This is a genomic window from Collinsella aerofaciens, from assembly GCF_028206995.1.
Classification (GTDB): domain Bacteria; phylum Actinomycetota; class Coriobacteriia; order Coriobacteriales; family Coriobacteriaceae; genus Collinsella; species Collinsella aerofaciens_AQ.
On sequence record NZ_JAQLFL010000005.1, the window covers coordinates 103,746 to 127,120 of the forward strand.

General features: G+C 58.9%; 19 protein-coding genes. 2 read left to right on the forward strand and 17 right to left on the reverse strand.

Features of this window, described 5'->3' with window-relative positions; translation table 11 throughout:
* Positions 1 to 3: 3 nt before the first annotated feature.
* The 12 genes from alaS to ileS all read right to left on the reverse strand — a co-directional run bounded on the left by alaS (position 4) and on the right by ileS (position 15,253).
* Complete coding sequence (gene alaS / locus PMX60_RS05260; protein WP_271747147.1) at positions 4 to 2,661, reverse strand: alanine--tRNA ligase; 2,658 nt, start codon at positions 2,659 to 2,661, stop codon at positions 4 to 6.
* A gap of 151 nt (positions 2,662 to 2,812) precedes the next feature.
* Positions 2,813 to 4,222, reverse strand: coding sequence for an AI-2E family transporter (locus PMX60_RS05265; protein ID WP_260698955.1), 1,410 nt, complete (start codon positions 4,220 to 4,222; stop codon positions 2,813 to 2,815).
* Complete coding sequence (locus tag PMX60_RS05270; RefSeq protein WP_022094589.1) at positions 4,219 to 5,010, reverse strand: RNA polymerase sigma factor SigF; 792 nt, start codon at positions 5,008 to 5,010, stop codon at positions 4,219 to 4,221. Before PMX60_RS05270 ends, PMX60_RS05265 begins: the two co-directional genes overlap by 4 nt.
* A gap of 1 nt (position 5,011) precedes the next feature.
* Positions 5,012 to 5,389, reverse strand: a complete 378-nt coding sequence (locus PMX60_RS05275; protein ID WP_022094590.1) for a hypothetical protein — start codon at positions 5,387 to 5,389, stop codon at positions 5,012 to 5,014.
* Positions 5,382 to 5,969, reverse strand: coding sequence for a hypothetical protein (locus tag PMX60_RS05280; protein ID WP_195520454.1), 588 nt, complete (start codon positions 5,967 to 5,969; stop codon positions 5,382 to 5,384). The genes PMX60_RS05275 and PMX60_RS05280 overlap by 8 nt, the downstream gene beginning before the upstream one ends.
* Positions 5,970 to 6,069: 100 nt before the next feature.
* Entirely contained in the window at positions 6,070 to 7,419 is a 1,350-nt protein-coding gene (locus tag PMX60_RS05285) for a replication-associated recombination protein A (RefSeq protein WP_271747148.1), read from the reverse strand.
* Positions 7,420 to 7,479: 60 nt separating this feature from the next.
* Positions 7,480 to 8,727: a deoxyguanosinetriphosphate triphosphohydrolase family protein gene (locus tag PMX60_RS05290; RefSeq protein ID WP_271747149.1), complete on the reverse strand. Its 1,248-nt coding sequence runs from the start codon at positions 8,725 to 8,727 to the stop codon at positions 7,480 to 7,482.
* Between the two features lie 31 nt (positions 8,728 to 8,758).
* On the reverse strand, positions 8,759 to 9,181 hold the full coding sequence (locus PMX60_RS05295; protein ID WP_161144951.1) for a prepilin peptidase: 423 nt from the start codon (positions 9,179 to 9,181) through the stop codon (positions 8,759 to 8,761).
* Between the two features lie 81 nt (positions 9,182 to 9,262).
* Complete coding sequence (locus tag PMX60_RS05300) at positions 9,263 to 10,558, reverse strand: glycosyltransferase family 2 protein (RefSeq protein WP_195234985.1); 1,296 nt, start codon at positions 10,556 to 10,558, stop codon at positions 9,263 to 9,265.
* Between the two features lie 82 nt (positions 10,559 to 10,640).
* Positions 10,641 to 11,654, reverse strand: coding sequence for an RluA family pseudouridine synthase (locus tag PMX60_RS05305; protein ID WP_271747150.1), 1,014 nt, complete (start codon positions 11,652 to 11,654; stop codon positions 10,641 to 10,643).
* Complete coding sequence (lspA, locus tag PMX60_RS05310; RefSeq protein ID WP_271747151.1) at positions 11,654 to 12,253, reverse strand: signal peptidase II; 600 nt, start codon at positions 12,251 to 12,253, stop codon at positions 11,654 to 11,656. The genes PMX60_RS05305 and lspA overlap by 1 nt, the downstream gene beginning before the upstream one ends.
* Positions 12,254 to 12,475: 222 nt before the next feature.
* A complete protein-coding gene (gene ileS, locus PMX60_RS05315) occupies positions 12,476 to 15,253 on the reverse strand; it encodes an isoleucine--tRNA ligase (protein WP_416377928.1) in 2,778 nt (925 codons plus the stop codon).
* A 509-nt stretch (positions 15,254 to 15,762) separates the two neighbouring features.
* Here ileS and PMX60_RS05320 point away from each other — a divergent pair.
* The gene (locus PMX60_RS05320; RefSeq protein ID WP_271747153.1) at positions 15,763 to 16,845 is read left to right on the forward strand and encodes an iron-containing alcohol dehydrogenase family protein; all 1,083 of its coding nucleotides are present in this window, start codon (positions 15,763 to 15,765) and stop codon (positions 16,843 to 16,845) included.
* A gap of 48 nt (positions 16,846 to 16,893) precedes the next feature.
* On the opposite strand, the gene PMX60_RS05325 is transcribed toward PMX60_RS05320, so the two are convergent.
* Positions 16,894 to 17,349, reverse strand: coding sequence for a 2-thiouracil desulfurase family protein (locus tag PMX60_RS05325; protein WP_271747154.1), 456 nt, complete (start codon positions 17,347 to 17,349; stop codon positions 16,894 to 16,896).
* 75 nt (positions 17,350 to 17,424) lie between these two features.
* Positions 17,425 to 19,317 (reverse strand): ATP-dependent zinc metalloprotease FtsH, encoded by a 1,893-nt coding sequence (gene ftsH, locus PMX60_RS05330; protein WP_271747155.1) that lies wholly within the window; start codon positions 19,315 to 19,317, stop codon positions 17,425 to 17,427.
* Between the two features lie 92 nt (positions 19,318 to 19,409).
* Here ftsH and PMX60_RS05335 point away from each other — a divergent pair, with 92 nt between their 5' ends.
* Positions 19,410 to 19,895 (forward strand): cob(I)yrinic acid a,c-diamide adenosyltransferase, encoded by a 486-nt coding sequence (locus PMX60_RS05335; RefSeq protein WP_271747156.1) that lies wholly within the window; start codon positions 19,410 to 19,412, stop codon positions 19,893 to 19,895.
* 87 nt (positions 19,896 to 19,982) lie between these two features.
* On the opposite strand, the gene PMX60_RS05340 is transcribed toward PMX60_RS05335, so the two are convergent.
* The 3 genes from PMX60_RS05340 to PMX60_RS05350 all read right to left on the reverse strand — a co-directional run bounded on the left by PMX60_RS05340 (position 19,983) and on the right by PMX60_RS05350 (position 23,344).
* Positions 19,983 to 20,753, reverse strand: a complete 771-nt coding sequence (locus tag PMX60_RS05340) for a transposase (protein ID WP_271747157.1) — start codon at positions 20,751 to 20,753, stop codon at positions 19,983 to 19,985.
* 201 nt (positions 20,754 to 20,954) lie between these two features.
* Entirely contained in the window at positions 20,955 to 22,304 is a 1,350-nt protein-coding gene (locus tag PMX60_RS05345) for an MATE family efflux transporter (protein ID WP_271747158.1), read from the reverse strand.
* A 125-nt stretch (positions 22,305 to 22,429) separates the two neighbouring features.
* On the reverse strand, positions 22,430 to 23,344 hold the full coding sequence (locus tag PMX60_RS05350) for a TrmH family RNA methyltransferase (protein ID WP_271747159.1): 915 nt from the start codon (positions 23,342 to 23,344) through the stop codon (positions 22,430 to 22,432).
* Between the last annotated feature and the right edge of the window lie 31 nt (positions 23,345 to 23,375).

Sequence of the window (23,375 nt, forward strand, 5' to 3'; positions counted from 1 at the left end):
TTCTTAGGCGCCGAGCGCGGTCTTAGCGGCCGCGAGGGCATCGGCGATGCCGGCAGCATTCTTGCCACCGGCCTGGGCCATGTTGGGACGACCGCCACCGCGACCGTCAACCAGACCCGCGATCTGCTTGATCACGTTACCGGCGTGGAAACCGGCCTTGACGGCGTCATCGGAGCCGGCAGCGAGCAGGGCCGGAGTGCCCTTCTCAGTCACGCTGGCGACGACACAAGCGACGGGGCCGGCGACCTTCTGATGCACGGTATCCCATACGTTGCGCAGGTCGGCAGCCTCAAGGCCCTGGAGCTCAGCGACAACGAGCTTATAGCCGTCGAGCTCGACGGCGCCCTCGATGGCGCTGGAGATGGCGTCGGAGGAGCCACCGGTCAGAGCCTTCTTGAGCTTATTGGACGTCTCGCGCAGCTCGGCCTGCAGGTTCTCCACGCGGGCGGGAACCTCGTCTACGCGGCACTTGAGCGCAGCGGCGGCGGCGTCGACGAGCGCCAGGCGGTCGGCCATATAGTCGAGAGCACCCTTAGAGGTCACGGCCTCGATACGACGGACATTCGAGCCCGTAGAGGACTCGGAAATGATCTTGAACAGGCCAATCTCAGCAGTGTTGGCAGCGTGCGTGCCACCGCAGAGCTCGCGGGAGAACGGCTGGTCCTCGGCGCCCACGGAGACGACGCGGACGACATCGCCGTACTTCTCGCCAAACAGAGCGACAGCGCCGGCGGCCTTAGCCTCGTCGATGCCCATGACACGGGTCACGACCGGCTTGGAAGCGAAGATCTGCTGGTTAACCAAGTCCTCGACAGCCTTGAGCTGCTCGGAGGACAGAGCCTCGAAGTGCGTGAAGTCAAAGCGCAGGTGCTCGGGCGTCACCAGCGAGCCGGCCTGAGAGACGTGCTCGCCCAGGACCTGCTTAAGGGCGGCGTCGAGCAGGTGCGTGGCGGTGTGGTTGCGGCGCAGGAAGCCACGGCGCTCGGCGTCGAGCGCGGCGGTAACAGCGGCACCGACAGTCAGCGTGCCATCGGCAACGTGCGCGACGTGAGCATACAGGCCGTTGTGGTTCTTGGTGTCGGCAACGGTCAGAACAACGCCCTCGGCGGAAAGCTTGCCGGCATCGCCCTGCTGACCACCCATCTCGGCATAGAACGGGGTGCGGTCGAGCACAACCTCGACGTCCTCGCCGGCGGCAGCGGACTCGACGGACTCGCCGTTGCGCACGATGGCGACAACCTTGGCGCCCTCGATCACATCGTTGTCATAGCCGTCGAACTCGGTCGCAGCGACCTTGTCGGAAAGCTCAACCCACACGTCGTTGAAGCTGCCCCAGGCGTCGCCCTTGGCATTGGCGCGGGCGCGGGCCTTCTGGTCCTCCATGCAGGCAGTGAAGCCGTCCATGTCGACGTCGTGGCCAGCGGTGCCGGCGATCTCGACGGTCAGGTCGATGGGGAAACCAAAGGTGTCGTGCAGCTTAAAGGCAACGTCGCCCGGAAGCACAGCGCCCTCGGCAAGCGCTGCCAGGGCCTCGTCCAGGTAAACACGGCCGTTGTCGAGCGTCGTGGAGAAGCGCTCCTCCTCGGAGGCGACGATACCCTTGACGAGGGCGACGTTCTTGAACAGCTCGGGATAAGCCTCGCCCATCTGAGCGTTGACTTCGTCGATGAACTTGGTCAGGAAGGCGCCCTCGATGCCCAGCAGGCGACCGTGGAACACGGCACGACGGAGCAGGCGGCGAAGGACGTACTCGCGACCCTCGTTACCGGGAAGGATGCCGTCCGAGATCATAAAGTCGACGGCACGGGAGTGGTCGGCGATGATACGCAGGGAGCGGCTGGCGCCGGAGTAATCGTCGGCGTCATAGGTCTTGCCGCTAATCTTCTCGCCCAGCTTGATGAGGTGCTGCATCAGATCGCCGTCGTAGTTGGCGGTCTTGTGCTGCATGATGGCGGCCATGCGCTCCAGGCCCATGCCCGTATCGAGGTTGCGGTGCGGCAGCTCCGGCATGGAGCCGTCCTCCTGGCGGTCATACTGGGTAAAGACGAGGTTCCAGAACTCCAGGAAGCGGTCGCAGTCGCAGCCGGGCTTGCAGTCGGGACTACCGCAGCCGACCTCCTCGCCCATGTCAAAGTAGATCTCGGAGCAGGGACCGCAGGGGCCAGTGGGGCCAGCGGCCCAGAAGTTGTCGTCCTCGCCCAAGCGGGAGATGTGGTCCTCGGCAACGCCCAGAGAACGCCACACGTCGTGGGTCTCGTCGTCCTCGGTAAAGACGGTAAAGTACAGGCGGTCGAGCGGCAGCTTGAACTCCTTGGTGATGAGCTCAAAGGCCCAGGCGCAAGCCTGCTGCTTGGAGACGCCGCCAAAGGAGAAGTCGCCGAGCATCTCAAAGAAGGACAGGTGACGGCCGTCCTCGCCGATGCAATCGATGTCGTTGGTGCGGACGCACTTCTGGCAGGAGATAGCGCCGATCTCCTTCATGGTCTTCTTGCCCTGGTAGTACTCCTTAAACTGGTTCATGCCGGCGTTGGCAAGCAGCAGCGAAGGATCGTCGGGGACGAGGGACGAAGAAGGATAGAGCTTAAGACCGCGCTCCTCAAAGAAGTTGAGGAACTTGGAGCGAATCTCGGCCGTAGTCATTGACGGGTAGTCAGCACTCATAGAGGGAATCTCCTCGGTTTCACATCGAAACAGTTCAAACGTAACGATATTACCATCCCACCGCGCAAGTGCAAAAAAGAGGGCCGCCAAACAGCGACCCTCCAGCGAAATTGCATGTTAGCACGTATGAATGTTAACCCGAATTACCCCGCTAGTTATCGTCATCGTCCATGGAGCCGTCGATACCGGTTTTGGTATCGTCGTCCGAGTTGGAGTCATCGTCCTTGGCAAAGGGGTTCTTGAAGAAGCCCGTGGCATCAGGTTGCAGACCTGAGAGCTTGATCCAGGGATTATCGAGCTCGGGCTTGGGCATGGCCTTGGCCTCGGGCGCAGTCTCGTTGCCGATGAGCTCGGACTCGTAGATGAAGGTGTCGTCGCCGAGCGCGTCGTAGGCGGCGACCGGGTTGCCATCGGCATCGCGGTACGGCGTGCCCTTAAACACGGCGCCGTCATAGGCCACAAGCTGTCGGCCGGTCTCATTCTCGAAGTAGTACACGAAGATACCCTTGAGGGCCGCACAAAGCGGGATGGCAATAATCATGCCGATGGGGCCCATGAGTGCCGAGCCAATAACGAGCGCCGTGAGGCTCATGATGGGATGCACCTGCACCGAGCTCTGCATGACCTTGGGCGAAATGACGTTATCGGTGACGTTTTGCGCGACCATCGTCACGATGAGCGTCCATAACGCCAACATGGGGCTGAACATGAAACCGAGCACCGTGGCGATTGCTGCGCTCACCCAGGGACCGACGACCGGAACCAAATGCATGATGCCGGTAAAGATAGCCATGAGCGCCGCATACGGATGGCCGATGATCATAAAACCGATAAAGGCGAGGAAACCACCGCAGATGGACGTCACGACCATACCGCGCATGTAGCCACCGACAGAGCGAGAAAGGATGGCGACCATAAAGCGGTACGAGGTCTCCTTCTCCTGACCGATGATGGTGCAAATCTCGTGGTGCATGCGAGGGTAGTCGCAGGCCATCCAGTAGGCAAGCACCAGGCCAAGGAAGATAACGAACAGCTGCGAGGCCGTATTGGTGATGAGTGGGAACACACCACGACCAAGCTCGGCGGCAATCTGAGACACATACCTCGATGCCACGGCAACCAGCGACGAAAGATTATCGTCCAAATACTCCTTGAGCGGCGTGTTGTTGAGCGTCTTTGCATGCGAGATCATCTCGTTGAGATCGCCACCTGCAACACGAAGCTGCTCGGGCAGGCGGCTCAGGACTTCCATGATCTGACCAAAGAGAATCGGCGACAAGATACAAACGACACCGACGAGCACGGCAACAACAACAATAAGCGCGATAAGCGAACCGATGCCACGATTCACGCCATGGTGCTCGAGCCAGTTGGTGATCGGGGACATCACAAAAGCAATGATGGAGCCGACGGCAAGAAACTCAATAACCGGCGCCAGGATGCCCATAAGGTTAAAGATGACAGCGGCGATGACAATGCAGCCGACAACAGCCCAAATGCGCAGCGTCAGAATGCGGGTGTCGCGCAGCACGCGATCGGTTTGTTGGGGGTGCTCACTCATGAACGAATCATCACTCCGTCGGGGTCGATCTTGTCCTGAATCTTCTTAAGCGTGCGGCGCAGCAGACGCGAAACCTGCACCTGAGAAATACCCAGCTTCTTGGCGATCTCGATCTGGGTCATGCCCTTCACAAAGCGCAGCTCGATCACCTCGCGCTCGCGCGGCGAGAAATCACGGATGGCTTCCTCGATCACTAGGCGGTCATCGGTAAAGTCGAGCTCGTTGTCGTCGTCGGCGTAACGGTCGAGAATCGAGGGGGCATCGTCGGAATCGGACGCACCAGGAGCCTCGATGGGCACCGAGGTATAGGCCGAAGACGATTCCATAGCCTCGAGGACCTCATCGACCGTCACATCTAGATACTCAGCGATCTCCTCAACCTTGGGCGAACGCTGAAGCTCGTTGGTAAGTTTGTCAGTAGCTTGGTTGACCTTGGCCGAGAGCTCCTGCAGACGACGCGGTACGCGCACGCTCCAGCCCTTGTCGCGGAAATGGCGTTTGATCTCGCCCAGGATAGTGGGTGTTGCAAACGTCGTGAACTCGAGCCCGCGCTCGGGGTCAAAACGGTCGATAGCCTTGAGCAAACCCAGATAGCCGACCTGCATGAGGTCGTCGAGCGGCTCGCCGCGATTCTTAAATTTGTTGGCAAGAAACCTTACCAGGTTCATATGGGACATGACGAGCTGCTCACGGGCGTCCGGATCACCGGTCTCCTTGTAACGACGAAACAGCTCGCGGGTTTTCTCCTTGTCCCAAGCGGTCTTGCCGCTCCGGGAACGTTCGGTCATATTAGATATCCGCCTTGAGGTCGAGGGAAAGCGTCAGGGGCGCCGCAGTCTTTTCGTAGGAATCGCACACGCTCGCGAGGATGAGTTCGGCATATACCGCTGCCTGGTCATCCTCATCGACAGTCGCCTGATCGCCAAAGGTAAAGGTCATGCCCACGTGCGATTCATCGACATCGAATTTGATCGAGATATCGTCGGAATCAACAGCCGTGCAGCCAAAGATGAAGGCTTCCTCGGCAGCCATACGGATGTCCTCGATGCGATCGACAGACATAGAGCACAGGGCACCAACGTTGGCTGCCGTCATGCGCACAAGGCGAGCGAGACGCGGGTCACCGGCAACGGTCAGCGTGATGGGGCAGGTTGCTTCGCTACTCATCGCAGGACTCCTCAGAGGTCTCGGAGGGTGTATAGGTGTAATACTGAGCCGGCTTGGCTACAGACTTCTGGCCATCATCGTCGCCCGCGGCGGCCTCGTCCTCGCCAATCAAGACGCGCTCGGTCGGCTGCTCGGCTTCTTCGGCGGCAGCGGAAAGCTTGCGCTCGGCTTCAGCTGCAGGAGCCTTCACCTTATTGAAGAGCTTCTGCACAGCACCGGCGGCAGAGTCGGTCACGCTCGACACAGCATTGCTGGCCTCGGCCATGCTGCCCGTAACCTCGGAAATGTCGCGAACCACGGCTTCGACCTCTACGAGATTGGAGGTAAGGGCATCAACTGCCGTCTTGCTCGACTTAAGCAGCGGCTCCATCTGGGCAAGCGCCGGCGTAAGCTCATCGACAGCGCCATCGAGCTTTGCCACCACAGGCTGAGCCTCGGCGATGGTGTTGTTGAGGTCGTTCACGGTCTTATCGAGCGAGTCGACAACATTGCGGGTCTTGCGCAGGGTAAGCGCGAGCTCAGCGATGGCCCACACGCCGGCAACGGCGAGCAGCAGCAGGGCGATTTGAATGGGACTCATACAAGCCTCCCGGAAGAATCGAAATACAGACGCTTTTCATGGTACCCCAAAGGGGACCGAACATGCCATGAGCAGCAACGTGGGACAAAATTATCAGCAGCTACCTCGGTGCATTCCCGCTGCGGTCGCGTTCGCTTTGCTCTACGCGCCACTCTTCCCAGCCGCGCCCGGCAGGCTGCCAAAATGCACCGCGTTCCAAGCCTTCGGGCAAATAGCGCTGATCGACCCAGCCTTCGGGATAATCATGTGGATACTTATACACACCGTATTCATCGCTGCCCGGGCGATGGCGATCGCGCAGATAACTCGGCACCTCGCGAAGCCCACTAGAATGGATATCGGCCAGTGCCGCATCGATCGAAGCCTCACACGCGTTGGATTTTGGCGCCAAGCACACATAGAGTGCAGCCTGAGCCAGGTTAATGCGGCACTCGGGATAGCCAATGACCTCGGCAGACTTAAACGCGGCATGCGCCACCAAAAGCGCCTGCGGGTCGGCGTTGCCAACATCCTCAGAAGCGTGAATCATAATGCGGCGAGCGATAAACTTAGGATCCTCCCCAGCATCGATCATGCGCGCGAGCCAATAGATCGTGGCATCGGGGTCACTACCGCGCATGGACTTGATGAACGCACTGATGATGTCGTAGTGCATGTCGCCGTTTTTGTCATACGTAAAGCCGCGACGCGGGTTGGCGATCTTCACGTCATCCACGGTGATGGGATAGCGCTCCCCCGCCGCAGGCGCTGGCGTTCCCTCGGTATCGGGACGCGTGACGGCAATCTCGCTCGCAAGCTCAAGCGTCGTGAGCGCCGAGCGAGCGTCACCCGCTGCCAGCGTGCAAATGGTCTTAACCGTATCCTCATCGGCCGAGAATTTGCCGTTCAGGCCCTGAGGTGCCTCGAGCGCACGCTCGATAAGCATGGCGATATCCTCGTCCTTTAAATGCTCAAGCTCCACGACGCGACCACGTGAGAGCAGCGCCGAGTTGACCTCGAAGTACGGATTCTCCGTCGTAGCGCCAATCATAATGACGGTACGGTTCTCAACTGCATGCAGCAGGGCATCCTGCTGCGACTTAGAGAAGCGGTGAATCTCATCGATGAATAGAATGGTGCGGCGGTCGTACGTATTCAGGCGCGTCTTGGCCTCATCAATCACACGACGCAGGTCCTTCACGGTACCCGTGACGGCGCTGACCTCGACAAACTCGCTCTTGGTATGGTTGGCGATAATGTGGGCCAGCGTCGTTTTGCCCGTACCGGCAGGCCCGTACAGAATCACGCTCGAAAGCACGTCGTGCTCGATCGCGGCACGCAGCCATGAACCCTTACCGACGGCCTTTTGCTGGCCCACGTACTCGTCGAGCGAATTGGGGCGCATGCGCACCGCAAGCGGCGCATTCTGAAAGGAACGCTCGCGCGTCGAAGCAGAAAAAAGGTCGTCCATAGCCATCCCGTGTATCAATCAAAAACGTTTTCCACTAACAGTATACCGAATTAATACGAACTACCGTTCGTTAATATAGGTACGGTGCGGAAACTCCAGACCAGGGAACAGCTTGCTCGTCAGCTCGCAGAAATAACCGTCCGTCATGCTCGCGATATAATCCACCACGGCTTGATCCTTGTCGTCCTGCCAGGCATAGGTGCGATCATAGTAGAAAAGCTGCTGCTCAATGCGCGAAATATGGTGCTTAAAGATGTAAGAGGACTCGTCGCCACTGTTTAGATCCCGCAGGCAACGGTCGTAGAGCTTTACGAACGCCTCGCGCAGCTCCGCCTCGGAATCGCCTTCGATACCGCCCTTGCTATAGATCTTCTCGTAGTTCTCGCGCTTGGCTCGGCGAATTTCCTCAAACAGGTCCTCGCTCATCTCGATGCGCGGCTTACCATAGCTGTGCTCAACGATATCGATAGAGGCATGCGTGAGGATCCAACTGTTGTAGGCACCGCCCCGGCCATCATCAAAAGCGTCGGGCGAAAGCAGGCCCGCCGCGATCGCATCCTGACGGTCACGACCGACGTAGGCAAGAATATCCGAGATGCGAACGACGCAGCCCTCGAGCGTCATGGGACGCAGATGCTCAATTGCGCTATAGCCCGTGGCAATGCAATCCTCAACCGTCTGGTCAAACTGGTCAAAGGAGCCCATGTCCGAGAGCTCAAACACACGCTGCTCGTACTCGCCGTTATGGCATAGCACGCCGTCGAGCGTCTGGAGCGACACGTTGCGGCCATACAACGCGTCGAGCACGCGGACCGACTGCACGTTATGGAAAAAAAAACGCCCCGTACGCTCGTGATAGATATCGTTGAGGAAGCGCTCGCCGGAATGGCCGAAAGGCGTGTGTCCCAAGTCGTGGCCCAGGCCAATCGCCTCGATCAGATCGCAATTGAGCCCCAGGGCGCGACCGATATCGCGCGCAATGCGGGAGACAAGCTGCACGTGCAAACCGCGGCGTGACAGATCGTCATTGCTACGAAAGCTAAAGACCTGCGTTTTGCCCGCATACCGGGTGTACGCCGGAAGATGAAGTATCTTTTCGGTATCGCGCATAAACGCCGGACGCATAAGCGTGCCTTTGTCGGTAGTGCGATCAATACGACGAATGACCTGATCATCGTTGCAACGATACGGGTTGACATAGCCCGAAGCACGATCGGCGGCAATGCGCTCGACAAGCTCGGGCGACAACGCTGAGGGAATACGGTCCATGCGCGCCTTAATGACGGCCGTTTCTTGATTAGATTCCATGGCATGCTCCTTAAGAAGGATGCGCAATCGGTTACAAAGTGCAGCCCACGACCTCGATTATGGCAAAAATCGGCACTAAAAACGGGAGCAATGGCAGGGAGCGCGATTTTGTGAAGAGGCAGGAAAGGGCCAGAGCCAGGAGTGCGACGGCAAATGCCACGATGCCACCCATAGGGTCGAGCGTGCAAAGCGCGAAGAGCGCCTTGGCATCCCCCATGCCGATGCCCGGGATTTGGCGAAGACGACGCCAGAGGGACTCAGTCAGCACGAGAGCAAGATACACAATGACGGCAAGACCCGCGTGGTCAAGCGCTGTGTTAACGCCTTTGTCGAGCCAAACGCCCACTAACGCCGTCACCGCACACGCACCGGCAAGTTCATTGGGAAAACGTCGCTGACGGGCATCAATCGCCGCGCCGGCAAAGATGCAAATCCAAAACGGGATATAAAACATCGAGTACCTCCTCGAGCTGCATCGCAAAAGCAAAAACCACCACAAAGGTGCCTGTCCCCTTTGCGGTGGTTTTGGTGGTGGTTATTTGGCGCCTTGCATGACCTCGTCGAGGGTGACGTTTACGGCATGCTGGGTAGGAACCCAGTCGACCTTCAGGAACAGCGCGGCCACCGTGATGGGGATATAGCTGAACATAAAGATCGGGAAGGTAAACAGGTTAGTCACCAGACGCCACTTTTGCGCGCAGTGAATGTGCTTGTACTCAAAGATAGTCGTGAGCAGCGCCAGGATAAAGAAGGTCTGATACATCATGGCGAAGGTCATAATGAGCGAAGCGGCGCACGCCTGCATCTCGACTTCGGTAGCCAAGAAACCATGCGAAAGGCCACCCACAATCAAGAACGTCGCATTAGCGAGCATCGAGATCAGCGATAGCAGCATACCCGGGGCGATCGTCATGAACATGTCGTAGGCGGCAAAGCGATGATAGCGGAAGGTCGACTTGACCAGATGCTTGCCGTAGGTAAAGAACACCTGGTAAAAGCCCTTGGTCCAGCGCATACGCTGCTTCCAGGATGCCTTGAACGTCACGGGTTGCTCGTCAAAGAACTCCGCCGGCGCATAGCCAATGCGAATACCGTGAATAGCGCAGAACGTAGTGAACTGAATGTCCTCGGTCAGCGTGTGGAACTGCCAGCCGTGCATGCCCTCAATAACACTGGCGGAGATGAGGTAGCCCGAACCCGAGACGGCGCAAGACGTCTTACAGATATTACGCGCGTTGTTGAGAAAGCGCGCCTCGCGCAGGTACCAAGTAGCATTAGCTGCCGAGATCCACGAGCTGCCAAAATTCTTGGAGTTGCGATAGCTCGTGACCACATGGAATCCCTGGTCAAAGGCATCGTTCATCTTGGACACGTAATCGCGGGAGATAACGTTATCGGCATCGAAGATAAAGTAGCCTTCAAACGTGTCGGGATACTCGTTGAGGATGCGGTCGAAGCCAAAGTCCATGACCCAGCTCTTACCCTTACGGGCAAGATCATTGCGCTCGTAAACAATGGCACCTGCCTCGCGCGCGAGCTGTGCGGTGTTGTCGGTGCAGGCGTCGGCAACCACGAAGACCTCGATAAGCTCGGACGGATAATCCTGGTCCTTGATGGAGCGAACAAGGTTGGCGATCACGGCCTCCTCGTTATGCGCCGCGATAAAGAAAGCATAACGATGGAGTTTTTTGGCCTTGGGAGGCGCGACCTCGCCACGAAGAGCGCCAATGACAAAGAAGACCACCTGGTACAGAAAGCAGACCGTGAGCAGCGTGACGACAATCTGGTTGAAGACCACGATGGGTGTGTTGGTTTGTAAAAAGGCGAGCATGCAGGCTCCCAGCAACGTGTAACGTAAACAATCGTATATCTTACCGCAGGCTTACCGAGTTCAAGAAACCACCTAATACTGGCTAGGCTTCGAGAAGACCGAGCTGCGGAACGATTTCATCTCCAACGGCCGTGCGACCGAGCGAGCGCGGAGCCAGATCGTCGAGAACCGCAGCGAGATCCCACGGCAACTCGTCACGGCACTCAAAGCGCTTCCCCGTTACGGGATGATCGAACGCAACGCGCCAAGAATGCAGGAACTGCCTGGTCAGGCCCTGATCGGCACGCGCATCGCACTTGCCGTAGAGCGGATCGCCCACGCAGGCGTGGTTGATATGGCGCATATGCACGCGAATCTGATGTGTGCGGCCCGTAAACAGGTGGCACTCAACGAGCGTATAGCCGTCGTCAAAACGCGTGGAATCAAAGCGCTCGAGGACCTTAAAGGTCGTAATGGCCTGACGGGCAAAGGGGTCATCCGAAACCGCCATCTTCACGCGGTCGCGCGTGGAACGGGCAATACCGGTGTTGATAGTGCCCTCGTCCATGGCGATGTGACCGTGAACGAGCGTGATATAGCGACGGTCGAGCGTGCGCGTGCGGATGAGATTCTGAAGCGCGCGCTGGGTGTCGTCGTCTTTTGCCGCGAGCATAAGGCCCGAGGTATCGCGATCCAGGCGATGCACGATGCCGGGGCGGTCCTCACCCTGCACAGTACCAAGATGATCGATGCCGCAGTGGTAGACCAGAGCGTTCGCAAGGGTGCCGCTCTCGTGGCCATGGGCGGGATGGCACACCAGGCTCCGCTGCTTGGAGAGCACGATAAGGTAGTCGTCCTCGTAGCGGATATCGAGGGGAATGGCCTCGGGAATCACGTCGGTCGGGTCGTGCGGCTCGGGCAAGTCGACCGAGATGCGATCGCCGGCGCGTACGGCGTACTTTTTAGAGAGACAAGTCTCACCGTTGACGGCAACGGCGCCTCCCTCGATCAGATGCGCGCAGGCAGAGCGCGTGGGACAGCCATCGTTGGCGCCCAAATAGGCGTCAAGACGCTGACCAGCGGAATCGTCGGCAACAAGAATATGGATGTCGGCCATTAACGCTCATTCCTTTCGCGAATCTTGCGGGCACGCTCCCCACGCTGCTTGGCTTTGCGCTTAGCGCGGGCCTCATCACGGGCATTGAGCTCGGCAGTCGCATCAACCTCGCGGGCCGCGGGACTCAAGAACATGTAGCCGAAGAGGGCGAGCACAACGCCCACGGTAATGTCGATATCGGCCACATTGAAGACGGGAAAGTCGATGAAGGTGGTGGCAATAAAATCGGTCACGAAGCCAAAGGCCAGACGGTCGATCGCGTTGCCAATGGCGCCGCCCGCGACCATAGCCATGCCCACAACCTCCAAGCGAGCAAGCTGGGGCGCGCGAAGCAAGTACACGGCAATGGCGACAATAACCGCAAGCGCCAGTACGGCAAACGCTATGCCATGGCCCTCGCCCATGCTAAAGGCAGCACCGATGTTACGCACGAAAAGGAAGTCGATCACACCGGGGATAACAGTCACATGCAGAGCATCGCCCACGGCACGAACCGCAAGCTTGGTCAGCTGGTCAACAAGCAGCACGGTCAACGTCACGCCACCAGCAACACCCAACCGCCAACGCAAAGGCGGCGTCATATCCGCAGAACGACCCAAAGAAATCCCCTACCCTCAGAACAATCGAATTACGTTTAACGCAAGTAACCATCTTATATTGCCACACGCAGAGCGCACGACATATCCACCAACGCAAGCGAAATAACCAGCTAAAAACGAAAGCGGCATTCCGAAAAACAGAATGCCGCTTATATTCAGCGGGGCAAATGGGCCGAAGGCGCCCAAATTCTCCCTATAACTAAAATGCCGAGTTACCGTGCCTTAAAGGGCATTCGCACACCTCTCGCAAATATGCGCGTGGCCGTTGTACTCGCCGACGGTGGTGCGATAGTTCCAGCAACGGTCGCAGCACTCGCCCTCGGCAGCCTCGATGGCAACGGAAAGCTCCTCGCCCTGCGTCAGCTCAACATCGGAGACGATGTAGAACTCGGCCAAGTCGACGGCCTTGTCGCCGGTCAGCAGCGCATACATCTCGGCGGGAACGACCGCCTTGACGCGGACCTGCTGACTCTTGGTGAAGGTGCCGGCGGAGCGGGCATCCTCAAGGGCCTTGGTCACAGCGCTACGGAGCTCGAGAGAAGCCTCGAGCACACCCTCAAACTCATTGGCCTCGTCGACCGTGATGGGCGATTTGTACCAATCGAGCAGCGCGGCGTACTTCTGATGATCGACGCAGCCGGCGGGCGCATAGGCCATGGCCTCGTCGACCGTGTAGGACAGGATCGGCTGCAAGTCGCGCATGAGCATCGAGAAGAGCTCGGCCAGCACGGTCTGGGCGCTGCGGCGCTCGAGCGAGCCGGGCTTGTCGCAGTACAGACGGTCCTTCAGGGCATCGAGATACACATTGGAGAGCTCGGTAACCACGAAGTCGTAAAGCGCACGGTAGGCGCGCGGGAACTCGTAGCAAGAGTAGGCATCGTCGACCTCGGCCTGGACCTGGGTCAGGCGGGCAACCATAAGCTTGTCGAGCGGCAACAGGTCGGCAAAGGCAACGCCATCGGTCTCGGGCTCAAACTGACCCTCGAGCTCGGAGAGCAGGAAGCGCAACGTGTTACGGAAGCGACGGTAGGCATCGGACGTACGAGCGAGAATCTCGTGGTCGATGGAAACATCGGAGCTGGTGTCGACGGAGGCAACCCACAGGCGGATGATGTCGGCGCCCATCTCGTCGCAGACCTTATTAGGGTCGATGACGTTGCCGAGCGACTTGGACATCTTGCGGCCTTGGCCATCGAGCGTGAAGCCCTGCGAAACGACCGCCTTGTACGGAGCATGGCCGTTGGCACCCACCGAGGTAAGCAGCGAGCTCTGGAACCAACCACGGTGCTGGTCGGAGCCCTCGAGGTACACGTCCGCCGGGTACTCAAGCTCGGGGCGATACTCACAGACGGCCTTCCAGGAAACGCCGGAGTCCCACCACACGTCGAGGATGTCCTTATCGGCCTTGAGGTGATGGCCGCCGCACTTGGGGCAGACGCAGGCCTCGCCCAGGTAGCTCTCGGGAGCGTCGGTGAACCAGGCGTCGGAGCCCTTCTCGTGGAAGAGCTTGATAACGGCGTCGAGCGTGGCGTCGTTCATGACCTTCTCGCCGCAGTCGGCGCAGGTGTAGCTGGGGATAGGCACGCCCCAGTTGCGCTGACGGCTGATGCACCAGTCGGGACGCTGCTCGACCATGGCGCCAATGCGATTGGCCGCGTGGGCCGGATACCACTTGACGTTCTCGCGGACCTCTTTGCCAGCCTGCTCGCGCAAACCGGTCTTGTCCATCGAGACAAACCACTGGTCGGTAGCACGGAAGAGCACCGGGTGCTTGCAGCGCCAGCAGTGCGGATAGCTGTGCGTAATCTTCTTCTCGAGGACCAGGGTGCCGCGCTCGCGCAGGAACTCGATGATGTGCGGGTTGGCCTCATCGGTATCCATACCGCTGAAGGGACCACCGGTGCCAAACTCCTCACCGGTGTAGAACTTGCCGTCGTCATCGACCGGCATGCAAATGTCGGTGATGCCCTCCTTGAGGCAGGCAAAGTAGTCGTCGACGCCGTGGCCGGGCGAGTTGTGGACGATACCGGTACCGTCATCGACACCAACGTAATCGGCCAGCAGCGCCACGCCCTCAACGCCGTCAAAGATCGGCTGCTTGTAGTGGATGTGGTGGAAAGTCTCGGCGGGAACCACATAGGGCTTGCCGTCGACCATTACCGGAGTGTACTCCCAGCCAAACTCCTCGCAGCACTTGGGAGCCAGGTCCTCGAGCATGACCTCGGCACGACCATCGTGCTCAACGGCGACATAGGCGGCGCCGGGCTTGAGGGAAACGGCCTGGTCGGAGGGGATGGTCCACGGCGTAGTCGTCCAGATGATAAAGTCGACCGGGCCGTCGAAGTTCTCGAGGCCGGCGGGCTTGGAGGTCATCTCAAAGCGCACGAAGATGGAGGGGCTCGTCTCGTCGGAGTACTCGATCTCGGCCTCGGCCAGCGCGGTGTGGCAGTGCTTGCACCAGTGAACCGGCTTGTGGCCGCGATAGATCATGCCCTTATCGAACATGGCCTTAAAGACCTCGATGTCGGCGGCATCATGCTGGTGATAGAGCGTCAGATAGGGGTTGTCCCAGTCGCCGAGCACGCCCAGACGACGGAAACCGGCCTTCTGAAGCTCGATGTTCTCGACAGCGAACTCGTTGCAGAGCTCACGGATCTTGGCCGTGGGGGTCTGGTTGAACTTCTCGGTGCCGAGCTTCTCCTCGACCTTATGCTCGATCGGCTGGCCGTGGCAGTCCCAGCCGGGGACATAGGGAACCTCATAGCCCTGCATCATCCAGTAACGGTTGATCATGTCCTTGGAGATCTTGTTCATGGCGTGGCCGATGTGGATCGGACCGTTGGCGTACGGAGGGCCGTCGTGCAGCACGAACTTCTTGTGACCCTCGTTCTTCTTCAGAACCTGCTCGTAGACCTTGTTGTCCTGCCAGTCCTTGAGTCGCTTGGGCTCGGACTTGGAAAGACCGGCACGCATGGGAAATCCGGTTTTGGGCAGATTCATCGTCTGCTTGTACTCGTTTGCCACGGTACCCCTTTCATGTCGTGGGCGCGCACGCCCGTAGGGCACCAAAAAGCGCCCGTCCCTACAAGCTGGGACGAAGCGCCACAAAACGGGCCGTACGCCCGCAAAAGCTCTTCGCTTAACCACCCAGCTTAGATGCCCTCGCCCGCGTCGCCGCGCGCTCGCATCCGTTACTCGGCTGATCTGTATCGACGACCATCTCGGCGATATCTACTAAGACGTGCCTGTGCGGCGCGTCCGTTGGGACCGCAGCTCCGGGGTGATTTTCATCGGTCGCATGCACGGGTTCTCAGCGCTCCCCGCTCTCTGTAGCATGCGGACGGCCGACTACTCGTCCCCATCAACGCTCATGCGGTGTATGCTAGCACGTTCCGCGCCGGCGAAAAACCCTCAACACTGGTTTTATACGTTCGAAATTTCTCGCGGCTGTGGACCTTCTCTTGGAGCAAAATACCTGAAAGCACTTTATCGAACGAAAGAAGGTTGCTATGCGCACGATTGGAATGAGCGACTACACCGTTGGCGAGGATTGCTTTGACGAGCTGCCCGGCGCGCTGGCCGAGTACGGCGCGAAGAAGGTCGCGATCATCGGTGGCAAGCGGGCACTGGCCGCAGCACTTCCCGGTATCGAAGCTGCGCTGGCGGGTACCGACGTCGAAATTCTGGAGACGCGCGTCTACGGCACCAACAGTACGCGCGCAAATATCGCCAAGGTCGTAAACTCCCCTGCCTGCCAGGAAGCCGACGTGCTTATCGCATGCGGTGGCGGCAAGGCGCTCGACACCGTGAAGACCGCAGCTATCGAGCTCAAGAAGATCGTCTTTACGGTGCCGACGATCTGCTCCAACTGCTCGGCCGCGACCGCCATTGCCGTCGTGTATAACGACGACGGCTCGCTCGAGGGCTATTCGTACCCCAACAGACCGGCGCACATCTTCATCAACCCCAAGATCATCGCCGAGGCACCGGCAGAGTACTTCTGGGCCGGCGTGGGCGATGCCCTGTCTAAACAGCCCGAGGTCGAGTACGCCACGAGCGCCGGCAACCTGGAGCACACCGCCGGTCTTGGCCTGGCGCTCGCCCACACCTGTTCCGAGCCACTGTTTACCTATGGCGTCCAGGGTCTTGAGGACGTGCGCCAGAACCTGTCGAGCGAGGCCGTCAAGCAGATTGCGCTCGACATCGTGGTCAACACGGGCTACGTCTCCAACCTGACCAACCAGAACGATTACTACTACAACTCGAGCGTGGCGCACGCATTCTACAACGCCACCTGCAGTATTCCGCGTGAGGGATCCTACCTGCACGGTGAGGTCGTGAGCCTGGGCGTGCTGGTGCTGTTCGCCTACACGGGCGATACCGAGAACCTTGAGCGCTACGCCGCCTTTAACAAGCAGATGGGGCTGCCCGTGACGCTTGAGCAGGTCGGGCTTTCCGAGGCCGACATCCCTGCCCTGTGCGAGCACGCGCACGCCACCAACGAGTGGAAGCAAGGCAACCCGGAGCCCTTCACCGACGAAAAATTCGCCGCCGCCATCAAGGCCGCCAACGCCTACGGCCACACGCTCTAGGCCTAGCCCAAAACCACCACAAGGGAGCAACACCCTTGTAGTGGTTTTTTATTGCTCAAGCATGCTGGGGTCGAACTCGCTAGCCGGGATCACGCGATAACCGTGGCGGAGCAGTAAATCAACGAAGACGCCATTGCCCACCGTGAGGGTACCGCTGAATGTTCCGTCGTAGATGCGGCCCGCACCGCACGAGGGACTACGGTCCTGCAGGATGCACGCAGCGATCTCTTCCGGCCCGCCCGCTTGCTCGCACATGTCGAGCGCTCGTTGGGCACCAAGGCGATACTCGCGATCGACCGAGATGCCCTCGCAGGTGCGAACCTCGCCGTTAACAATCTCGGACGGCTTGCGCGGCGTGGGCAAGCCACCAAAAACCTCAGGGCATACCAACAGGACCTCGGTCCCCGTGCGTTCGCACGCTTCGACCAGCTCGCGATGGTAGTTATCGAGTCCGTTATACTTGCAGCTCTCGCCTATCAAGCAGGCGCTCACTACGATCTTCATATACAACTCCCCCACGCAAAACGCCCCATTTGAGATGGACACTCAAATGGGGCGATTGACACTGCGCAACTAGTATTACTGCTGCTTCGGCATCAGCGGATTCTCGCGCGTGAGGAGGTTCATGAACTCCTCGCCCGTGATCGTCTCCTTCTTGTACAGATAACGAGCCAGCTCGTGGAGCTTGAACTTGTTCTCCTTCAGGATTTGCAGAGCGCGATCATGCGCGTCCTCGATCAGCTTGGCGACAATCGCGTCCACGCGCTCGGCCGTGCCGGGGGCGCAGGTGAGCGACGTGTCCTGGTTAAGGTACGCATTCTGCACGGTACCAAGCGCCATCATGCCAAACTCGTCGGACATACCAAAGCGCGTCACCATGTTGCGGGCGAGCTTGGTAGCCTGCTCGATATCGTTGGCGGCACCGGTCGTCATCTCGCCAAAGATGAGCTCCTCGGCCGCGCGACCACCGCAGTAGACGGCGAGCTTGTCCAGAACCTCCTGGCGCGTCGTCAGGAAGCGCTCGTCCTCCTCGACCTGCATGGTGTAGCCCAGAGCGCCACTCGTGCGCGGCACGATGGTGATCTTGGTGACCGGCGCGGACCCCTTCTGACGGGCGGCAACGATGGCATGGCCGATCTCGTGGTAGGACACAACCTGCTTCTCATGATCGGACAGCACCGTCGACTTGCGCTGCTGGCCGGCGATGACAACCTCCACCGACTCCTCAAAATCATCCTGGGTGGCGCGTTTGCGACCCTCGCGGACGGCGCGCAGGGCACCCTCGTTGATGATGTTTGCCAAGTCGGCACCCGAGGCACCGGGCGTGGCGCGGGCAATCGCAGTCAGGTCGATCGGCGGCTGCGTCTTCACGCTCTTGGCATGCAGCTCAAGGATGTTCTTGCGGCCGGTCAGGTCGGGCAGCTCAACGGGGATGCGGCGATCAAAACGACCGGGGCGCAGCAGAGCGGGATCGAGGCTGTCGGGACGGTTGGTGGCAGCGAGGACGACGATACCCTTGTGGTTATCGAAGCCGTCCATCTCGGTCAGCAGCTGGTTGAGCGTCTGCTCGCGCTCGTCGTTGCCGCTAAAGCCGCCGCCGTCACGCTTCTTACCGATCGTATCGATCTCGTCGATAAATACGATACACGGGGCCTTTTCCTTGGCCTGCTTAAACAGGTCGCGCACCTTGGCGGCGCCACGGCCGACGAACATCTCGACAAACTCAGAGCCCGAAATGCTAAAGAACGGAACGCCCGCCTCGCCGGCAACAGCTTTGGCAAGCAGGGTCTTACCGGTACCCGGAGGGCCAACAAGAAGAGCACCGCGCGGCAGCTTGGCGCCGATTTCCTCGTAGCGTTGCGGCTTCTCCAGAAAGTCGACGACCTCCTTGAGAGACTCCTTGGCCTCTTCCTGGCCAGCGACGTCCTTAAAGGTCACGCCCACATCCTTGGAAGCGATCACGCGAGCACCGGACTTGCCCAGTCCGCCGCCGCCAAAACCGCCGCCACCAAAGTTCATCGACGGGCCGTCATCGCCCATGGCCTTCTTCATGCGGCGATTGAGCCACCAGCCGATGAGGAAGAAAATCGCCATGGGAAGAATGAACGTGAGCAGGTAGTAGGTCATCAGACCCGAATTCTTATCGGGAACGACCGACTCAAGCGAGGCGCCAGATTCAAGCACGCGATCGGTAAAACCCGCATCATTCGGCACACCGGTCGTCTTGTAGGCGATGTTCTCGTCCTCGCCCTTCTTGGTGTAATAAATCGTGTAATCGTCCGTGTTGTACTCGACCTTGTCGACGCTCTTCTTATCGAGCGCTTTGACAAACGTCGAGTAATCGGTCTTCGTAATCTGCTGCGTGTGACCGATGTTGGGGAACAGAACGGTCGAGAGCACGAGGTAGACGACGAAGGCGATGAGCACGTAGAGGATCATATTCCGTCTACGTTTGTTGTCATCCATCTCCATCTGCTTGAACTCCATCTACTGGGGTTGATAATGATATCTAGAATACCCAACCCGGACGGCGATAAACCGATGCCGGGCACGAAAGGACAGAGATGGCATCACTGGAAGTCGGCAAGGTTCAAATCTATACAGGCGACGGCAAGGGCAAGACGACGGCTGCGTTGGGGCTCGCCTTGCGCGCGACGGGCTATGGACTCGACGTGCTTATGCTGCAGTTTGCCAAGAAACTGCACTGCGCCGAGCATGATGCCGCGCCGCGCCTGGGGCTGCGTATTGTGCAGGCCGATCGCGACACGCCCGAGGCTTGCGCCGCACAGATCATGGAGCTCGCACGCGAGCAGATATCACAGGTCGACGTTCTGATTTTGGACGAACTCGGCGAGGCCATGCGCCGCGGCGTTGTGACGCGCGAGGATGTGGAGGGGCTGATCGCGCTGAAGCCCGCCACCACGGAGCTCGTGCTCACCGGCCGCGGCTTGCTACCCCTCGCCGACCTTGCCGACCTAGTAACCGAAATGCGCCCCGTCAAACACTACTTCGACGAAGGCCTCCTAGCCCGCCAAGGCATCGAATACTAATCCGGCACTTGGGTAGCCATTGGGGACGTTCTTAAATGACTAGTCGCTGGGGACACTCTTTCTTGGGAAAAGGGCAAAATCCCGGCCCTAAAATTCACGCCAACCCGACGTGCCATTCGCAACCGTTGCGCGGCCAAGACCAACCGCCCTAACAATTTGATTAACCGTAAGACCTGATTTCCGCATTTTGCAAAGAATCGGTCTGCGCTCGGCTGGAGTCATCGCCTTAATGTCGGAAAGAGAAACAGGCAAAGCAATCTCCTTCGCGATTTTGAGCACCTCATCATCGAGAACACGAGGACGGGGCTCGGCATCATAAGGTGCGCTCTCTAGTCGCTCATCAAGATAATGCCGATACTCCAGCGAACCGCCCACGAGTTCCAACACTATACCTGGATCGCAAAACCCAAACCCGTCATAACCATACGCATATGCTCGATAGCTAGACCAGCGATATCTATCGACAGCGGAAACACCCGCCTTAACTGGGTTCATATGGATGTAGTCAGCGAGCGCAATTGCCTGAATATCATTCTCAACTGGAATGTTCTTAAACCGATCCTGAAACAAATGACCAACACGGTCAGTTTTGCGATTGAAATACTTAGCATATGAGGTAAGGATGCCGCTCATGCAAGATGAGATTCTTCCGTTAGGGTCATCAACCATGAGATGAAAATGGTTCGACATGAGGCACCACGCCGTAACGCCAACACCATTGCCAACGAGTTTGCCCTCGAACAACGTGAGCATCCGATATCGATCCTCGTCGTCTTCAAAGATGCAAATGCCGCCATTTCCACGCGCGATAATGTGGTTATAGCCCGTCAACGAAACGACTCGACCCGTTCTTGGCATATCGCCCTCCCATCAAAAACCCACCGGGCAACATCTGATAGGCGCGGACGATCTAATTTGCTGAGCCCGTTCTGCCAGTTTACAAGGGTGTGCAAGACAAACTGGATGAAAACCCGAAATTCGTGTCGCAAAGAGTGTCCCAAACGACTAGTCATTTAAGAACGTCCCCAACGACTAGTCGTTTAAGAACGTCCCCAATGGCTAGGCGGTGGCGCGGCCTAGCCAGTTGCCGCTGTGGTGGTAGATGGTGAACATCGTGGCCGTGATGAGCCAGGTTACGGGGTATACCAGCAGCAGGTGCTCAAGCGAGGGATCGAACGGCATAATCGCAAACACCCAGATCACCCTGAGCACGACGGTGCCAAAAATCGTGAGCAACATGGGCTGCAAGCTCACGCCGGCACCGCGAATGGATCCCGACGCGTTTTCGATAATCGAGAAAATCGCGTAGAACGGCGCGATGAAATGAAGGATCGTCGTGGTGTACGCCGAAATCGAAGCATCGTCGACAAACAGACGCGACAACGGGCCCGAGAACACCAGCAGCACGGCAGACAGGCCACCAATGAGCATAAACGACAGCACGAGCGACGTATGGTAGCCCTTGCGCATGCGCTCGTAGTTGCGCGCGCCAAAGTTCTGTGCGGAGAACGTGGTGATCGACACGCCGAGCGCCTCGGTAACCATCCAGACAATGCCATCCAAACGGCCCGAAAGACCCCACGCCGTGGTGACATCGGCACCAAACGAGTTGACCGACACCTGAATCAAAACGTTGGAAATCGAATACGCAGCAGACTGAAAGCCAAGCGGCAGACCACACGAGATCATGCTCTTACAAATGCCAGGATCAATGCCGAGTTTGGACAGCGAAAGCCGCCACGCCCCCGGTGCGTGCATCATGCGAATTACGATCATCGTGGCGTTGGAGCAAATGGTCAGCGCCACCGCGATGCCGCAGCCCAGAGCCTCCATATGAAGCACGGCAACGAAGATGACATCCAGCACCGCATTAACAAGACAGCCGGAAGCGATGATCACGGCAGGCCCGCGCGTATCGCCCACGGCACGCAGCAGCGCGGTCCCCATATTGAGCAGCAGCGCCGCAACCATGGCGGCAAAGTAGCAACGAGCATAGGCAACGCCCTCGGCCAAAAGTTCATGCGGCGTATTCATCAAAACGAGCATGGGCTCAACGAACACTATGCCAAGAATCGAGAAGACGATACCGCCCACCAGCGCGAGCGTCATGGCCGTGTGGACCGAACGACTCAGTCGCTCATCATCGTGCTGGCCAAAAAACTGACCGGTAATGACCGCGCAGCCGGCGCCGACGCCAACGCAAAAGCCAATGCAGAGCTCGGTAAGCACCATCGTGGCTTGAATGCCACCCAATGCGAGCTTGCCACCAAACTGGCCGACGATAAACGTACCGATAAGCGTGTAAGCCTGTTGAAAAAACGAACTAAAAAAGATGGGAACGCACAGCGACAGCAATTGCTGCCAAATGACACCTTGCGTTACATCGATCGCCGTAGATTTCTTAGCCACACGCCCTCCCCACACGCATACGTCAAACAGCAAAACAGCAATTTAAAACCAAAGCCAAATCCAGCTTAGCACCGACCGGCGGCGACCGAAACACCCCGAATTAGAGCACAGTGCGGAATAACTGCCTAGTGATACAAACCCGGCTGGTAGTGATACTCATTGCTCACGTGCGGGCACACCTGCCAAAAGGCGACGGCGCTCGCCGCGGCCACGTTAAGCGAATCGACCCCGTGCGCCATCGGAATGCGCACCGCGTGGTCACAGCCGGCAATGGTCTTGGCGCCCAAGCCGGCACCCTCGGTACCCATAAAGATTGCCAGGCGGTCAATCTCCTGCAGCACGGGATCGTCAAGCGATACGGAATCGTCCGTCAACGCCATAGCGGCACACGAAAAACCGGCATCGTGCAACGCGCTCAGACCATCATGCGGCCACACACGAGCCTCGCTGCCGATACGCGTCCACGGCACCTGAAACACGGTACCCATGCTCACACGAGCCGAGCGACGATACAGCGGATCGCAACACGTAGGGCTCACCAGAATACCGTCGACATTAAGCGCGGCGGCCGAGCGGAAAATCGCGCCAACATTGGTGTGGTCGACAATACCCTCGAGCACGCACACGCGCACCGGACGATCCCCCGCCGCCTCGACGACGCCGCCCAAGAACTCATCAACCGGAATCTGACGCGGACGACGGAACGCCGCCAGCGCGCCGCGCGTCACGTTAAAGCCCGTCAACTGCTCCATGAGCTCCATGGAGGCCACGAACACGGGAACCGGACCCGATCCCTCGCGCACGACAAGCTGGTCAAACAGCGGCATCATCTGGTCGAGCCAGCGCTCGCCCAGAAGAAAGCTCACCGGCTCATATCCGGCGCGCACGGCACGCTCGATGACCTTGGCGCTCTCCGCAATAAAGATGCCCTTTTGCGGCTCCAGCACGCAGCGAAGCTCACGCTCGGTCAGTCGCACGTAGGCATCGAGCCGCTCGTCCTCGAGCGAATCAATTCGCAGAACCTCAACGGCATCAGTCATAGCAGCCAGCCCGCACCCTTCTTTACAGCAC

Excerpts from the sequence above, each read along its gene's own strand:
- alaS (WP_271747147.1), bottom strand. The coding sequence starts at position 2,661 with ATGAGTGCTGACTACCCGTCAATGACTACGGCCGAGATTCGCTCCAAG.
- PMX60_RS05265 (WP_260698955.1), bottom strand. The coding sequence starts at position 4,222 with ATGAGTGAGCACCCCCAACAAACCGATCGCGTGCTGCGCGACACCCGC.
- PMX60_RS05270 (WP_022094589.1), bottom strand. The coding sequence starts at position 5,010 with ATGACCGAACGTTCCCGGAGCGGCAAGACCGCTTGGGACAAGGAGAAA.
- PMX60_RS05275 (WP_022094590.1), bottom strand. The coding sequence starts at position 5,389 with ATGAGTAGCGAAGCAACCTGCCCCATCACGCTGACCGTTGCCGGTGAC.
- PMX60_RS05280 (WP_195520454.1), bottom strand. The coding sequence starts at position 5,969 with ATGAGTCCCATTCAAATCGCCCTGCTGCTGCTCGCCGTTGCCGGCGTG.
- PMX60_RS05285 (WP_271747148.1), bottom strand. The coding sequence starts at position 7,419 with ATGGACGACCTTTTTTCTGCTTCGACGCGCGAGCGTTCCTTTCAGAAT.
- PMX60_RS05290 (WP_271747149.1), bottom strand. The coding sequence starts at position 8,727 with ATGGAATCTAATCAAGAAACGGCCGTCATTAAGGCGCGCATGGACCGT.
- PMX60_RS05295 (WP_161144951.1), bottom strand. The coding sequence starts at position 9,181 with ATGTTTTATATCCCGTTTTGGATTTGCATCTTTGCCGGCGCGGCGATT.
- PMX60_RS05300 (WP_195234985.1), bottom strand. The coding sequence starts at position 10,558 with ATGCTCGCCTTTTTACAAACCAACACACCCATCGTGGTCTTCAACCAG.
- PMX60_RS05305 (WP_271747150.1), bottom strand. The coding sequence starts at position 11,654 with ATGGCCGACATCCATATTCTTGTTGCCGACGATTCCGCTGGTCAGCGT.
- ileS (WP_416377928.1), bottom strand. The coding sequence starts at position 15,253 with ATGAATCTGCCCAAAACCGGATTTCCCATGCGTGCCGGTCTTTCCAAG.
- PMX60_RS05320 (WP_271747153.1), top strand. The coding sequence starts at position 15,763 with ATGCGCACGATTGGAATGAGCGACTACACCGTTGGCGAGGATTGCTTT.
- PMX60_RS05325 (WP_271747154.1), bottom strand. The coding sequence starts at position 17,349 with ATGAAGATCGTAGTGAGCGCCTGCTTGATAGGCGAGAGCTGCAAGTAT.
- ftsH (WP_271747155.1), bottom strand. The coding sequence starts at position 19,317 with ATGGAGATGGATGACAACAAACGTAGACGGAATATGATCCTCTACGTG.
- PMX60_RS05335 (WP_271747156.1), top strand. The coding sequence starts at position 19,410 with ATGGCATCACTGGAAGTCGGCAAGGTTCAAATCTATACAGGCGACGGC.
- PMX60_RS05340 (WP_271747157.1), bottom strand. The coding sequence starts at position 20,753 with ATGCCAAGAACGGGTCGAGTCGTTTCGTTGACGGGCTATAACCACATT.
- PMX60_RS05350 (WP_271747159.1), bottom strand. The coding sequence starts at position 23,344 with ATGACTGATGCCGTTGAGGTTCTGCGAATTGATTCGCTCGAGGACGAG.